11 protein-coding genes and 3 pseudogenes are annotated in these 13,371 nt (G+C 69.1%); 6 read left to right on the forward strand and 8 right to left on the reverse strand.

Features of this window, described 5'->3' with window-relative positions; genetic code table 11:
* The first annotated feature begins 4 nt into the window (after positions 1-4).
* Together O5O46_RS21145 and O5O46_RS21155 are read left to right on the forward strand one after the other, a co-directional pair.
* The gene (locus O5O46_RS21145; RefSeq protein WP_269857075.1) at positions 5-1,243 is read left to right on the forward strand and encodes an FAD-dependent oxidoreductase; all 1,239 of its coding nucleotides are present in this window, start codon (positions 5-7) and stop codon (positions 1,241-1,243) included.
* Between the two features lie 266 nt (positions 1,244-1,509).
* Positions 1,510-1,989 (forward strand): annotated as a pseudogene (locus O5O46_RS21155) (CoA transferase); the annotation flags it as partial.
* Positions 1,990-2,430: 441 nt separating this feature from the next.
* Here O5O46_RS21155 and O5O46_RS21160 read toward each other — a convergent pair.
* Together O5O46_RS21160 and O5O46_RS21165 are read right to left on the reverse strand one after the other, a co-directional pair.
* Positions 2,431-2,782 (reverse strand): annotated as a pseudogene (locus O5O46_RS21160) (dihydrofolate reductase family protein); the annotation flags it as partial.
* 164 nt (positions 2,783-2,946) lie between these two features.
* Entirely contained in the window at positions 2,947-3,684 is a 738-nt protein-coding gene (locus O5O46_RS21165) for an SDR family oxidoreductase (RefSeq protein WP_269857076.1), read from the reverse strand.
* Positions 3,685-3,832: 148 nt separating this feature from the next.
* Between O5O46_RS21165 and O5O46_RS21170 the strand changes: the two genes are divergently transcribed.
* Both O5O46_RS21170 and O5O46_RS21175 read left to right on the forward strand, forming a co-directional pair.
* A complete protein-coding gene (locus O5O46_RS21170) occupies positions 3,833-4,405 on the forward strand; it encodes a TetR/AcrR family transcriptional regulator (protein WP_269857077.1) in 573 nt (190 codons plus the stop codon).
* Positions 4,406-4,798: 393 nt separating this feature from the next.
* A complete protein-coding gene (locus O5O46_RS21175) occupies positions 4,799-6,067 on the forward strand; it encodes an APC family permease (RefSeq protein WP_269857078.1) in 1,269 nt (422 codons plus the stop codon).
* A 211-nt stretch (positions 6,068-6,278) separates the two neighbouring features.
* Here the strand turns inward: O5O46_RS21175 and O5O46_RS21180 are convergent.
* Positions 6,279-6,481 (reverse strand): annotated as a pseudogene (locus O5O46_RS21180) (IS1380 family transposase); the annotation flags it as partial.
* Between the two features lie 62 nt (positions 6,482-6,543).
* Positions 6,544-7,077, reverse strand: coding sequence for a hypothetical protein (locus tag O5O46_RS21185; RefSeq protein WP_269857079.1), 534 nt, complete (start codon positions 7,075-7,077; stop codon positions 6,544-6,546).
* Positions 7,078-7,316: 239 nt separating this feature from the next.
* On the opposite strand from O5O46_RS21185, the gene O5O46_RS21190 reads away from it, so the two are divergent.
* Positions 7,317-7,823 carry an EF-hand domain-containing protein gene (locus O5O46_RS21190; RefSeq protein ID WP_269857122.1) on the forward strand — a complete coding sequence of 169 codons (507 nt, stop codon included), beginning with the start codon at positions 7,317-7,319 and terminating at the stop codon, positions 7,821-7,823.
* Between the two features lie 214 nt (positions 7,824-8,037).
* On the opposite strand, the gene O5O46_RS21195 is transcribed toward O5O46_RS21190, so the two are convergent.
* A complete protein-coding gene (locus tag O5O46_RS21195) occupies positions 8,038-8,598 on the reverse strand; it encodes a DinB family protein (protein WP_269857080.1) in 561 nt (186 codons plus the stop codon).
* A gap of 557 nt (positions 8,599-9,155) precedes the next feature.
* On the opposite strand from O5O46_RS21195, the gene O5O46_RS21200 reads away from it, so the two are divergent.
* Positions 9,156-9,890 carry an alpha/beta hydrolase gene (locus O5O46_RS21200; protein WP_269857081.1) on the forward strand — a complete coding sequence of 245 codons (735 nt, stop codon included), beginning with the start codon at positions 9,156-9,158 and terminating at the stop codon, positions 9,888-9,890.
* A 144-nt stretch (positions 9,891-10,034) separates the two neighbouring features.
* Here O5O46_RS21200 and O5O46_RS21205 read toward each other — a convergent pair whose 3' ends face one another.
* From O5O46_RS21205 to O5O46_RS21215, 3 genes are all read right to left on the reverse strand, one after another.
* Positions 10,035-10,394 carry a hypothetical protein gene (locus O5O46_RS21205; protein WP_269857082.1) on the reverse strand — a complete coding sequence of 120 codons (360 nt, stop codon included), beginning with the start codon at positions 10,392-10,394 and terminating at the stop codon, positions 10,035-10,037.
* A 687-nt stretch (positions 10,395-11,081) separates the two neighbouring features.
* On the reverse strand, positions 11,082-12,158 hold the full coding sequence (locus tag O5O46_RS21210; protein ID WP_269857083.1) for a CU044_5270 family protein: 1,077 nt from the start codon (positions 12,156-12,158) through the stop codon (positions 11,082-11,084).
* Entirely contained in the window at positions 12,155-12,787 is a 633-nt protein-coding gene (locus O5O46_RS21215; RefSeq protein WP_391858370.1) for an RNA polymerase sigma factor, read from the reverse strand. The genes O5O46_RS21210 and O5O46_RS21215 overlap by 4 nt, the downstream gene beginning before the upstream one ends.
* Positions 12,788-13,371: the final 584 nt, after the last annotated feature.

Genomic DNA, 13,371 nt, shown 5'->3' on the forward strand with positions numbered 1-13,371 from the left:
TGCCATGAGCGTCGTCATCTCCGGGGGCGGACCGGCAGGCATGATGCTGGGCCTGCTGCTGGCGCGGGCCGGGATCGAGGTGACCGTGCTGGAGAAGCACGGCGACTTCCTGCGCGACTTCCGCGGTGACACCATCCACGCGTCCACCGTGCGACTGATGGACGAGCTGGGCCTGGGCCGGAAGTTCGCCTCGCTGCCGCAGAGCAAGCTCAGCGACATGGTGGTGCCCACGTCGGACGGCGGCAGTATGCGGCTGACCGCCTTCGACGCCCTGCCAGCGCCGTACAACTACATCGCGATGGTCCCGCAGTGGGACCTGCTCAACCTGCTTGCCCAGGAGGCCCGGCGCGAACCGTCGTTCACCCTGCGGATGAATACCGTGGCGACCGGGCTGGTCCGGGAGGGCGGCAAGGTCGTCGGCGTCCGCTACCGCACCCAGGACGGCGAGGAGGGCGAGATCCGCGCCACCCTCACCGTCGCGGCCGACGGCCGCCACTCCGCGCTGCGCCAGGACGCCGGTCTGGTGCCGCAGGAGTTCCCGGTCCCGTTCGACACTTGGTGGTTCCGGCTGCCTAGGTATGCCGCGGAGCAGGCCCAGGAGCCCCGGCTGGTTGCCGCGTTCCGCGCTGGCGAGTTCGCCCTGAGCCTCACCAGGAACGACTACTTCCAGATCGCCTACTTCACCACGAAGGGATCCGACGCCCGTCTGCGCACCGAAGGCATCGAACGCTTCCGGGCTCGGATCGCCGACCTGATGCCGCAGTACGCGGACCGCGTCGACCAGCTGCCGAGCATGGACGACGTCCACCTGCTCGACGTCCGGCTCAACCGGCTTCCGCACTGGTACGCCGACGGCCTCCTGTTGATCGGCGACGCCGCCCACGCGATGTCCCCGGCCGGCGGGGTGGGGGTCAACCTCGCCATCCAGGACGCGGTCGCGGCGGCCACGCTGCTCGTCGAACCGCTGCGCCGGGACCGGCTGACCACCGCCGACCTAGGAAAGGTCCAGCGGCGAAGGTGGCGGCCCACAGTGATCATGCAGCGCGTGCAACTGATGCTGCACGACGGGTTCTTCGCCCCGGTCCTCACCGGCCGCCGAGTCGGCCCGCCCACCTCGATTGTCCTGGCCACCCGGTACCTGCCCGGCTTCCGCCAACTCCCCTCCCGCCTGGTCGCGTTTGGCCCGCGCCCGGAGCACGCCCCGGCCTTCGCCCGGCGCCCCACGGCGGAGCCGGCTAGCTAGCTACTTGCCCCTGAAAGAGGGTTTCCTCAGCTGACCACACCGCTCGCTTCCGTCTCGTGCCCCAGCTCGCAGCGTGTCGACCCCTGCCGTACGCAGGCCGGGGCAGTGTGGACCGACCTGCCCCGGCCCGCGGGCGCCGGCACCGAGCCGGTCGGGCAGCGAGGGGCACCACGTCTGCGGAACCTGCCGCAGCTGCGTGGCCAGCCGCCGCCACCGGTGCCGCAACACCGTCGGGCTCGGCATCGCCGAGACGGCGCGTTCGCCGAATGGGCTCAGCGTTCGGGTCCGTAGCGACTGTCTTCCTGCGTATCAGCCAGAGGGGAGGTGGCGGTTGGAGCAACGTCACCTACTACACCGCCAACGTCGGCGTCCGCTCAGCCACCATCGACCCCTACGGCCCCGAGGGCCGAGCCCGCATCCGCGAACTCCTGCGCGAGGCGGACACCTTCCACGCCAACCGCCGCCCCGGTTACCTGGAAAAGATCGGCCTGAGCGCCGAGGAAGCCGCCGCCATCCGCCCCGGCATCATCCACGTCAGCATCTCCCTGGCCGGCGAAACCGGCCACTGGGCCCGACGCGTCGGCTTCGACCAGACCGCCGGAGCCCTCAGCGGCATCATGCTCGCCGAGGGCGAGAACGGCGCCCCCGCCCTGCCCGCCATCAGCGTCGTCAACGACTACGTCCTCTCGTGGCTGGCCACCACCGGCATCATCGCCGCGCTGATGCGCCGAGCCACCGAAGGCGGCAGCTACCGCGTCACACTCAACCTCAGGCGCGTCTCCGCGTGGATCCTCAGCCTCGGACTCTTCGACCGCGCCTACGCCACGAGGTCGCTGGTACCGGCGGACCCGACTCCCCACACGCCTACCTCGACCCCGACACCTTCACCGCCGACACCCCCTGCGGCCACTACCAGGGCGTCACCGACCAAGTCGTCATGTCCCGCACCCCCGGCAGCTTCCGCACCGTCCTGGTACCCCGCGGCAGCAGCCAACTCCTTTGGCTCCGCAAGCACTAGGCGCCCAGCTCCGCGCCGAGGACCACGAGATCAAGGACGAGCGCATCGCCCGGCTGCTCCCGCTCAAGGACCGGCTCATCAACTTCCTGGGCCCGCTCCGTTCAACATCAAGGCCAGCGGTCCCGGCCAGGACCTGCGCCCGCTGCGTAACCCGGGCGAGCTTGAGGAAGTCGAGGAACTGCCGGATGGTGGTGATCCCGCCGCCGCCGAGCCGGACATCCTTGCCCTGCGCCGCTCCCCGCGCCCGTTCGAGGACCGGCCGGGCCGCCGTCGACGAAATGGAATGTGGTGTCTGACAGCGTGAACGACGGACGCTTGTGGTGGGTCATGACGAACGCCGGTGGGCGGAACGGGGGCTCCTCTCCCCACCAGCCGCGCCAGTCATGGTCCTGCCACGGCCCGCACTGTGGCCCGAACTTGTTGCGGCCCATGATCTCGGCACCGATGTTGCGTGCGAAGTCCCGCGTGAAGTAGTCGTCGAGGCCCCGACTCCCACCGGGATCCGTGCGCATGGGCCAGCTCCTGTTTTCTCGTCAGGTCCCGTCGCGTCCTCGTCTGGCAAGGCGCCCCACACCATGGCGTCCAACGGGACGCGACCGGATCGGCAGCGACCCCACAACTTCCAACGCGCCAGCAGCCGCCCCGCTGGTGGAGTCAGCTGCTCCGTGGCGAACGTTTCTGGGTGTCAGGCTTGCACAGTGGGCCGGACGACGATCTCGCTGATGTCGATGCCGACGGGCTGCTCGATCGCGTAACCGATCGCGGATGCGATGGCTGAGGGCGGGATGGCAATCTCGTCGCGCTGTCGGACAGCCGCCGCTGCTGCTTCGGGACTCCCCCCCTTGCCCACGCCCTCAGTGTGGGTGAACCCCGGTGAGACGAGGGTGACCCGCAGGTGCGGCCCCGACTCCTGCCTCAGGCCCTCGGTCAGCACCTTCACCGCCGTCTTGGTGGCCGCGTAGACGCCCTGAGGAGATTTCACGACATACGCCGCGGTGGAGGCCACGTTGACGAACTGGCCGCAGCGCTGCCGCCGAAAGATGGGAAGTGCCGCCCCGATACCGTTCAGCAAACCGGTGACATGGGTTGCGACCATGGCATCCCAGTCGTCCTGGCGCAGTTCGTCAAACGGTGACACCGCCATCGTGCCGGCGTTGGAGACCAGAACATCGAGCCGGCCGAACCGGTCCACCGCGGTGTCCGTCAGGCGCTTGAGATCCTCGCGGCGTGTCACGTCGATGATGGCCCCGACGACCGAGCCGCCTTGCGCCGTTATCTGGTCCACTACCGCGCTCAGCCGATCCTCCCGTCGGGCCCCGAGCACGAGCCGGGCCCCTTTCTCGGCTAGGTAGGTCGCCGTTGCGGCGCCGATGCCGCTGCTGGCACCGGTGATCGCCACAACCTTGCCTTCGATACCCGACATGATCAATGTCCCTTCAGGGGTGGATGCACGCAGGTCAGGCCATGACCTAGTGTGGAACTGGGGGCGCCACCAGTTACACCAAGACTAAGTGGGCGCGCCTCCACTTAGCAAGGTGAAGGGAGACCGGAGAGGGGAATGGCGACCACCGATGGCCAGCAGTGCACAACGCCCGTTGCGAGCTGACGCACGGCGCAACAGAGACAAGATCCTCGCGGCCGCGGTGCGCGTGTTCGCCGAGGAGGGGCTGGACGCGCACCTGGAGCGCATCGCCAAAGAGGCGGGCGTGGGCAGCGCAACCCTGTACCGCAACTTCCCCACCCGGGAGGCACTGATCGAGGCGGTCTACCGCAACGAGGTGGCCCAGCTGTGCGACGCCGCTCCCGGCCTGCTCGCGGAAAAGCCGCCCTACGAAGCCCTGCACGACTGGACACGCCTCTTCCTGGACTACGTCACCACCAAAGCCGGTATGGCTGACGCCTTGCGTGCCATCGCCGCCACGGGAAGCAACCCCTACGGCCCCAGTCGGGACATGATCCAGACCGCCATCACGGCCCTCATGGACGCATGTGCGGCTGCCGGGATGATCCGCACCGACATCAGCCCCAGCGACATGGGGGCCGCCCTCGAAGGGATCGCCCTCACCTCGGCCAAACCCGAACAGCGGGAACGGGCCGAACGCCTGCTCGACCTCACCCTCGACGGCTTGAAGCTCCGTTCGTGAGGCCGTTCTGCCTAGGCGATGAAGTGAACGGAGCGGCTGTTCCGGCTGCTCAAGCAGCGGGAAGCCCCATGAGCCTGAAAGGAGGTTCTGGAGGAAATGCCACCATCGCGAGACTGAGCGGCTGTGACATCGACCTGAGACAGCCTGGAGCACTCCTTATCAGAAGGCATGTCAGATGCAAGGGAGTGGTCGCCGCCTTTGCGGCGGCGGGTGACGCCAGCCGACTGCCGCCGCGACCGTCCTGGGCGGTGACCTCCAGGAGCCGCGACGGCGGCATCCAGGCACCGCCCGGTGACGGGTGACCACCCGAGGTCGCGTTCCGATAGCGTGCGCCGGTAGCGGAGCGCGTTGTCCGGTCTCGCTTTGACGGCGGCCGTGGGCGAGGAGTGAGCGATGAGTGGGGCGGCGGTACCAGCCGGGTCGCGGGAGTTGAGGCGTCACCTGGGTTTGTTCGACGCGGTGGTGATCGGGCTCGGGTCGATGGTCGGAGCCGGGATCTTCGCATCGCTGGCCCCGGCCGCGTCGGCGGCCGGCTCCGGACTGCTGCTCGGCCTCGCGCTGGCGGCGGTGGTGGCCTACTGCAACGCGACCTCCTCCGCCCGGCTGGCCGCCCGCTACCCGCAGTCCGGTGGCACCTACGTCTACGGCCGCGAGCAACTGGGCGACTTCTGGGGCTACCTGGCGGGCTGGGGCTTCGTGGTCGGTAAGACGGCCTCGTGCGCTGCGATGGCCCTGACCGTCGGCTCCTACGTGTGGCCGTCCCAGGCACACGCGGTGGCGATCGCCGCGGTGGTGGCGCTGACCGCGGTGAACTACGTCGGCGTGCAGAAGGCGGCGTGGCTGACCCGGGTGGTCGTCGCGCTCGTCGTGGCGGTGCTCGCAGCGGTGGTCACCGCCTGTCTCACCTCGGGGGCCACCGACGCCGCGCGGCTGGACGTCGGTGCGGACGCCTCATTCGGCGGGGTGCTGCAGGCGGCCGGGCTGCTGTTCTTCGCATTCGCCGGATACGCACGCATCGCCACCCTTGGCGAGGAGGTCCGCGATCCCGAGCGCACGATCCCCCGCGCGATCCCGCTCGCGCTCGGCATCGCCCTGGTCCTCTACGCGGCCGTCGCCGTCTCGGTACTGCTGGTGCTCGGCCCCCACCGGGTCGCCCACACCACCGCCCCGCTGGCGGATGCCGTCCGCGCCGCCGACCTCCCCGGCCTAGCCCCGGTCGTGCGGGTCGGTGCCGCCGTCGCGGCGCTCGGCTCTCTGCTCGCGCTGATCCTCGGGGTCTCGCGCACCACCCTGGCCATGGCCCGCGACCGGCACCTGCCGCACACTCTGGCCGCTGTCCACCCGCGCTTCCAGGTCCCGCACCGCGCCGAACTCGCCATCGGCGCGGTCGTCGCGGTCCTCGCGGCCACCGCCGACGTGCGCGGCGCGATCGGCTTCTCCTCCTTCGGCGTCCTGGCCTACTACGCCGTCGCCAACGCCTCCGCGTGGACCCTTGCCCCCGACGAAGGCCGCCCACCCAGGACCGTGCCGATCGTGGGAACGGCTGGCTGCCTGGTGCTGGCCTTCGCCCTCCCCCTGGCTTCCGTCCTTGCCGGAGTCGCGGTCATTGCTGCCGGAGCCGCCGCCTACGGCCTACGCAAGGCGATCGCCCACCACGGCTGACAGTCCGCCAAGTCTCGGCCCTAGACCGCGGAACCGCACACGCCACTCCCGGCCGGGGAGGTCATCCGATCAGTGGCTCCCGTTCTCACCGGAAGCCACGCGGCCGCGTCGAGTACATCCTCGTCACGAGCGCCCCAACCCTGGTGTCGACTGCTGCCGAAGACCTGGTGCCCATACGTCCTGACCAAATCATGCCAGGGCACTTGCGTCGGGGTAGCTGGGCGAGCCGGTCGAGGGCGGCCCTGCTGTGGTGGGTTCGGGGCCGGTGGCGGGCGAGGCGGAGGATGCGGCGTCGGCTGGCGGTGACGAGTTATCCGGCAGCGGTGAACAGGCGGAGCCGTAGGCGGCGGGTCCCCGGAGTAGGGCCTGCCCGGGCAGGGCGAGCATGGGCATCCGGGCCAGCAGGTCGAGCGAGGAGTGCTGTGGCGGTGACGGTGCCACCGCCCTGTACGCGCCGGTGCGGTGGCGGGCTGATGCTACGGCAGAACCTCCAGCTGAACGGCGCTTTGGGTGCCCTGGATGCCGGAGGTGAGGCAGTCCGTGGGCAGTTGGTCGGGCAGTGCGGTCACGCTCCGGCGTACGAAGTGGCCTTCGCCGCGTCCCTTGATGACCCGGCCCGACTGCAGGACGAGTAGGACGCCTGCGACGCGGGTGGTGGTGGCACCGTCGATGACGATCACCGACCGGCCGCCGTCCGCGTAGCGGACGATTTCCCGACCGCTCGCGTTGGACAGCGAGACGCAGGATGCCGACGGCGCGACGGCGTTGAAGGAGCCTGTCGCCGGGACAGCATCGCCGCGGGCGCTGGTGCAGGTGTAGCGCACGTCCGCGTGGTTGCGGGTCTTGCGGGGCAGGAGTGTGAGCGGCGGGTCGTAGCTGCTATGGGCGTTGCCCGTGCAGGTGACACCCTCGTACCGGCCCGTCCCGGCATGACTGGCCGGCGCCCACACCAGCGACGAGGCCACCAGCGCCAGGGATCCCAGCATCACCGTCATACCGCGCCTGCTCACCACATGCCCCTCCAGCAAGTCGTCTGATCTTTATGAGCACTTGACTACCCCGGCTCCGGATCCGCAGATCCGGCGCCTCGAAGTGCACCACCGGCGTACGCCCGCCCATCTGCGCCGTCGCACACGCCTGTCCTCCCGGCGGAACGCTTGGAATCCGGCACGCGCCGGGTAGGAAGCGCCGGACGAGTCCTCGTCGAATCGGAGCATGAACCGAGCAGGAGGAGACCCTAGTGAGCCGTATGACCGTCGCAGCCGCCACCGCCGCGCGAGTGCGTGTGTTCGCCATGATGGACGCCGACGGGGACCAGGTCATCACGCGGCATGACTATCTCTCCCGCATCGACCGGACCGTCTTGGCCACCGGGCGCACAGAGGACGACCCGCTCGTCGTCGCCGCCCGTACGGAAGGCATCAAAGCCTGGGGCGCGATGGACGCCAACAACGACGGCAAGCTGACCTTCGACGAGTACAACGCGTGGGTGGGCGCCGACAAGTTCGACAACGTCTGCCGGTTCGCGCTCGGCGCGCTCTTCGACCTCGCCGACGCGGACGGGGACGGGGCCCTGGACAAAGCCGAGTTCACCACGCTGCGCACCGCACTGAACAACCCGCCGGAGAACGCCGCCGCCGCGTTCGACGCGCTGGATGCCGACGGCGACGGCCGGGTTGGCCGCGACGCGTACCTGGCATCGATCCGCGCCTACATCGTCGGCGACAACTCCCCGATGGGCGAAGTCCTGTACTAGCCAGGCCGTGCTGTCGGTGGTGGCCCCGCCGGGGTGACCTCGCCACCGCCGAAGCGTTGAACAAGAGCGCGCGGCGTGGCCGCCATCCCCCTCCCGCGCTGCCACCGGCTGGCAATCTCGGCGCCTGCCCTGCCACGAGGTTGCCAGCCGCCTCCACAGCATGGCCCGGAGAGACCCGGACGGAGTGGCCGGGCTGTTGCCTCCGGCGACGGCGTCAGCCCATGCTCTTGGCCCCGTCGAGGGATTCGCGGATGATGTCAGCGTGGCCGCAGTGCTGCGCGGTCTCCGCTGTGATGTGCATGATCACCCGACGCGCCGACCAGGCGGCCCCGTCCTCGAACCACGGCGCCTTCGGGAGTGGCTGCGTGGCGGCCAAGTCGGGGAGGGTGGCGATCAACTCGTCGGTGCGGCATGCGGCATCGGCGTATTCGTCGAGGATGTCGGCAAGGTTCTCACCGGGCAGCATCCGAAACTGCAGGGCCCATTCCGCCAGATCGGACTCGGTCATGGCGGCGAAGTCGCGCATCGCCGACGGGCCTTGGGTGATGAAGTTCGCCCAGTTCCGCTCGCCCGCGCTGACGTGCTTGATCAGGCCGCCGATGCACAGCTCGCTCGCGGTCGGCCGCAGGCCGGCCTGCTCGTCGGTGAGGTCTCGGGCTGTGGAACGCAGAAGACGGCGCTTCTCGGCGAGCATCGCCAGCAGATCGGCACGCTCGTCGCCGATCTCAGCCGCAGTCGTCGGTGCCGTCGCCATCCCAGTCGCGTTCTGATTCATTGTCCCCGCCTCCGTGCCGTGTTCCCGTTCGGACAACACTCACGCTAGGAGGCATTGCGGCCAGCTCACGTCCGCAATTGCGGGACGTGTGGTCGGAGATGCGAGTGCACCTGATCGCGACTCCAGACAGGCCCTGGTTGCTCACGCACCACCGGTGGCCGTGCAGCGCCGGAAGACCGGCCAAGTGGCTTTGTTCACGAGAACCGACAGAACCTCTATCCGAGTTGGGAGGCGTCGGCGGTGCGTCGTGTTCGATGTTCATGAGAAACAAGAGCGCCAGTGCACCCCTCCGTCGCAGAACCGCCACTCGGGAAGTCGTCGCGACGACACCGCAAGTAGCTCTGCGTAGTGTCTGCGCGCTATGCGGCCACGGAGGCTCCGCGAAAACACGTTGGCGGACCACGGCGACCACTGCTACTTTTCGGGAGGCCGTGCGAGAGATCGAGGAGGTGGTACCCGTGAACGCTGTATCGACATGGGTGCTCCCCTCCGGGGTCGCGGTCGGGCGATAGGTCGTCCGGGAGCGCCGTTTCAGTGCACTCCCGAAAGGCACGACCATGCATTTCACTTCCCAGCAGCACCTCGACGACGGGGTCCTCGAACGCGAGTTCACCCTCGGTGAGATCCCCGGCATCCTGTGGACACCCGCATCCGCATCTGCACCGGTGCCGCTGATCCTGTTCGGCCAACCTCCCCTCGGGCTGCGCAAGATGTACCCCCGACTGGTGGCCCGGGCCCGGCACTCCGCAGCGGAGGGCTTCGCCACGGCCACCATCGAGCTCCCCGGAAGCGGCGACCGACCCCGTTGGCCCGCCGCCGAGCAGGCCCGCGCCGACCTGCGCCGGGCAATGGACGCCGGCGAGCCGGTCAGCGACGAGATCATCGACGCCCTCATCCTCCCGCTGGTCGAAAAGGCAGTCCCGGAATGGCAGGCCGCCCTGGACGCGCTCCTTTCGCTGCCCGAGATCGGCGGCCCGGTCGGGTACTCGGGGGGAGTGATCTCCGTCGGCATCCGTCTTGCGGTAGTCGAGCCGCGCATCGTGGCCGCCAGCTTCTTCGCCGGGAGTTTCGTGCCTCGCGCCATGTTCGAGGAGGCCCGGCAGATCGCTATTCCACTGCACGTCCTGCTGCAGTGGGACGACGAAGGCAACGACCGGCAGGCGGCCCTGGACCTGTTCGACGCCTTCAACTCCAAGGAGAAGTCCCTGCACGCCAACATGGGCGGGCACACCGGCGTCCCGCAGTTCGCGGGAGACGCCGCGGCCCAGTTCTTCACCCGACATCTGAAGTGAGGCCGGGCCGTCAGACCGGCAGCGGGGGGTAGCTGATGTCGGTCGGCATGCCGCTCATCGAGGACAGGTCCCGGCCCTCCGCAGCTCTCCAGACCGTGGGCCCCTGCGCAACTCTCTGCAGGGGCCCGCGGCGGATCGCGACCGTCAGGGCCCCGGCCCGCCTTCGGTGCCGCCGGAACGGTGGGCCACGGTCCGCGCATAGGGAGCTGGCCAGGCGAGGACCTCGTACTCTTCCACGCCGATGCGCAGGGTGAAGGAGCGGCACTGGTTGTTCAGCAGCATCGGCCATGAGCCGACCAGTTCGGGATCCGGCTGATGCGAGGTGCGCGCGGGAAGTCCCAGCTGGTCGGTGAGCTTGTGGCGGACCTCAACGTTCCTTGTGGCGGGCCAGAGTTGGATGAGGAGTTCTTCGATGACGTCGTAGCCGTGGGCGGCGTAGACCTGGGTAGGTGTCTCGACGCGGGCCACGGACGTGGAGTCGCAGCCGCCGCCAGCGGGCGCCATCCTCGTTCCCAGGTAGGTCGATGGCTTCTTCGTTGTCGGCGGGCAAGGTGAGCAGGAGGCCGCTTTCGTCGAAGAGCATGCTGAACTCGGAACGTCACTCCAGGCGTCGAGCTCCAAAGCCGGCTCGCTGGGGTGGACGTGGAAGGTCACGTCCACGTCTCCGTGCTGCACCCCTCTGTCGTGACGTGTGCATACAGGCCGTCAGCCGCTCTCTCCACCAGGCCTTTTTGCTCACTGACGGGCGGAGCAGTGGGTGGCTCCGGGATCGGGTAGCAGAAGTCGCCGTCGGGGACGGCCCCCGCCATGACGTACTGATGGTAGGCCGCGGGGAAGCGGAAACGCTGGGTGGCAGGTGGTTGCGGCACGCTGCGTCTTCCCCTTGAACAAGCCGCGGCTCCCACCCTCAGTGGTGATCTCGGTTCGGGTGTAGGGCGTGGCCAGGTGGTCTCGGTCGTCAGCCGGGCGATTCGCTCGGGAAGGTCAGCGGCCGCGCTGACCTTTTGCAGCGAAGTGTGACCAGTCTCAGCGAAGTTGACCGGCCGCGATCGCTGCGAGGGTGGCGTCGTAGTGCCGCTTGACCTTGCGGGTCAGCGATTAGGGCCCGCAGGCCCGGAGTCTGGGCCTTGTCCAAGTCGTCCTGGGCGGCGTCGCCCAGGAGACTCGGGTAGGTCTTGCCGCCGGGCTTGTTCAGCCCGTGTGGGAAGGCGTCTGCTTCATGCCGTTGACGATCGCGCGTTCCGTGACGGCTTCGGTGTCGACGATCATGCCGGGCTTGATCAGACCGTGGTCGCCGGATGTGCCCTTGACCTGGACGGTGCGCTCGCCGAGGAAGGTGAACGTCTCCTTGTCGAAGATCCACTCGGTGCGCTGGCCACTGGCCTCGTCGAGCCGGGCCACCGCGACCCCGTGGCGGCCCGCGGCATCGACCGCGTCGTCCACCTTGACCACACCGGGGATCTTCGCAGCGGCCCGGTAGAGCGCGGCCGAGAGCCTCCCCGGCGGGTAGCTCTGGCTGAGCAGGTCACCGATGGTGGTGAACGCCTCCGCGTCTGGGCTGGGCCCGTGACCCTTGGTCTCCGTGTAGATCTTCTTCAGCAGGGCGTCGGGGTCGGTGGGCAGGGTGGCCAGGTAGTCATACGACGGTGCGTTGAGGTACGGCTCGACCTTCGAGTCCAGGGACGTGCCCGTAGAGTCTGTGTTGCCCGGCTCGATCAGCCAGCCCTTGTGGCCGTCGGGCGACTGCCAGGTCTGACGGGTGTGCAGCGCGTCGCTGACCACTGAGCTCTTGTCGTCGACCGTCCGCACGTGGGTGCTGGCGGTCTTCGTCTCGATGTAGATGTACTGGCCCGCACTTGCCTGCGGACCGGGGTTCTCCTGGGCGGCGAGGGAGATCCGGTCCAGAAGCTGGCTGACTCCGTGCACGTCGGCGGTACCGATCCGGGTGGTCAGCACGGGGCCGGTGGCCAGGCCGGTGACGCTGCCCGAGGTGCCGAACATGCGGACCCCGGTCACGATCGCGCCCGTCAGGGCGCACGCCGCCACCGGCAGGACGATCGCGCGGCGCAGGAACGGGTTGCGCGGCTTGGCGGCGCGGGTTCGGGCGGGGTGGGAGCCGGAGTTGTCGAGGTCGTCGTGGATCTGGGCCATCAGGCGCTCCTTGTGGAACTGGTGGCGGCCCGCCGGCAATTCCCGCTCCACGGTCGGCAGGAGCCCTTCGGTCTCCTGCCACTCAGCCGGGTGCGGCTGGGAGGGGCTGGCGTTCATCGGTTTCCTTCCTGTGCGGACCGGACCGCGGTCGCGCGGTCGCCATGTATCTGTCGAGAGCGGCGGGCGGGTTCCCGTCTGTCCGCCATCAGTTCCGCACTGGCGAGCTTGCGCAGCTTCGTACGGGCCCGGGAAAGCCGGGAGCGGACCGTGCCGAGCGGGATGCCGAGGGCCTCGGCGGCGTCGGCGTACTCGAAGCCCTCCCACAGGCACAGGACCAGGACCTCGCGCTCGGAACGCCGCAGCGAGCCCATGGCGGTGAGCGCCGCGGCGATCCGGCGCCGGTCGTCCACCTGGCCGGCCACTTCCTCGGCGTGGTCCGGCACTTCCGCCGCCGACGGCCCCGCCGCGGCGAGCGCTGTGGCCGCGGCACGGTAACGCCGGTTGCTGCGACAGTGGTTGCGAGCGAGGTTGGTGGCGATCCCCAGCAACCACGGCCGCAGCGACCCTCCTTCGGGGTCCACCTTGCCGCGCAGCCGCCATGCCTCCATGAACGTCGCCGCCATGACGTCCTCCGCGACGGACCAGTCGGCAGTCAGGCGGAAGGCGTGGTTGTAGACGGTTCGGGCATAGAGATCGAACAGCTCCGCGAAGACATTCGGGTCCCCGGCCCGTACCCGGGTTCGCATATCTGTGGTCACTCCTGTGGGCTGTCCGGCGCCCGAGAGCGAGTTCCAGTGATGTGCGTCATACCCTCTGGCGTCGCCGTACCGCAAGCGCCGCGGGGCGCGGGCGGCCCGCACTCGGCGCGCGGGAGTGCGTGAGGTTCCCTGGTGGGCGGCGAGCCGATCGACGGTCATGGCAGCAGACGTCCGCCGGTTCGCAGTCGGCGTGGCAGACGGGCGACAAAGCGCCAGCAGACCCAATTTTGGGTCGGCCCGCCGTTGCAGTGGTTAGGCTCCGCCGCACAACAGCGTTCAGTTCACGACGACTTGGTGGTGGGGCCGAAGCGACGGCACACCGGCATCTCATGTTGCAGAAGCGAAAAGTCCCTCAGCCATACCGGATAGTCCACCGCTCAAGACAACTTGCCAGTGCCCGAGGAGAAACACTACGCCAACCCGGCAACGGCCGAATCAGTGAACCTGAAACCCCGTCACCCTGTCCTGACCAGCTGATCAGCAAATTCGCACCGCGCGGGAACCTCAACCCTGTCGGGTTGGCGCAACCTGGTGAAGCACACTGGCTCGGGAACCAATTACGGACGACGAGG

The sequence above is a fragment of the Streptomyces sp. RPT161 genome, assembly GCF_027533845.1.
In the GTDB taxonomy this organism is placed as follows: Bacteria; Actinomycetota; Actinomycetes; order Streptomycetales; family Streptomycetaceae; genus Streptantibioticus_A; species Streptantibioticus_A silvisoli_A.

Excerpts from the sequence above, each read along its gene's own strand:
- O5O46_RS21190 (WP_269857122.1), top strand. The coding sequence starts at position 7,317 with ATGACCGTCGCAGCCGCCACCGCCGCGCGAGTGCGTGTGTTCGCCATG.
- O5O46_RS21205 (WP_269857082.1), bottom strand. The coding sequence starts at position 10,394 with ATGGCGCCCGCTGGCGGCGGCTGCGACTCCACGTCCGTGGCCCGCGTC.
- O5O46_RS21195 (WP_269857080.1), bottom strand. The coding sequence starts at position 8,598 with ATGAATCAGAACGCGACTGGGATGGCGACGGCACCGACGACTGCGGCT.
- O5O46_RS21210 (WP_269857083.1), bottom strand. The coding sequence starts at position 12,158 with ATGAACGCCAGCCCCTCCCAGCCGCACCCGGCTGAGTGGCAGGAGACC.
- O5O46_RS21215 (WP_391858370.1), bottom strand. The coding sequence starts at position 12,787 with ATGCGAACCCGGGTACGGGCCGGGGACCCGAATGTCTTCGCGGAGCTG.
- O5O46_RS21165 (WP_269857076.1), bottom strand. The coding sequence starts at position 3,684 with ATGTCGGGTATCGAAGGCAAGGTTGTGGCGATCACCGGTGCCAGCAGC.
- O5O46_RS21175 (WP_269857078.1), top strand. The coding sequence starts at position 4,799 with ATGAGTGGGGCGGCGGTACCAGCCGGGTCGCGGGAGTTGAGGCGTCAC.
- O5O46_RS21170 (WP_269857077.1), top strand. The coding sequence starts at position 3,833 with ATGGCCAGCAGTGCACAACGCCCGTTGCGAGCTGACGCACGGCGCAAC.
- O5O46_RS21200 (WP_269857081.1), top strand. The coding sequence starts at position 9,156 with ATGCATTTCACTTCCCAGCAGCACCTCGACGACGGGGTCCTCGAACGC.
- O5O46_RS21145 (WP_269857075.1), top strand. The coding sequence starts at position 5 with ATGAGCGTCGTCATCTCCGGGGGCGGACCGGCAGGCATGATGCTGGGC.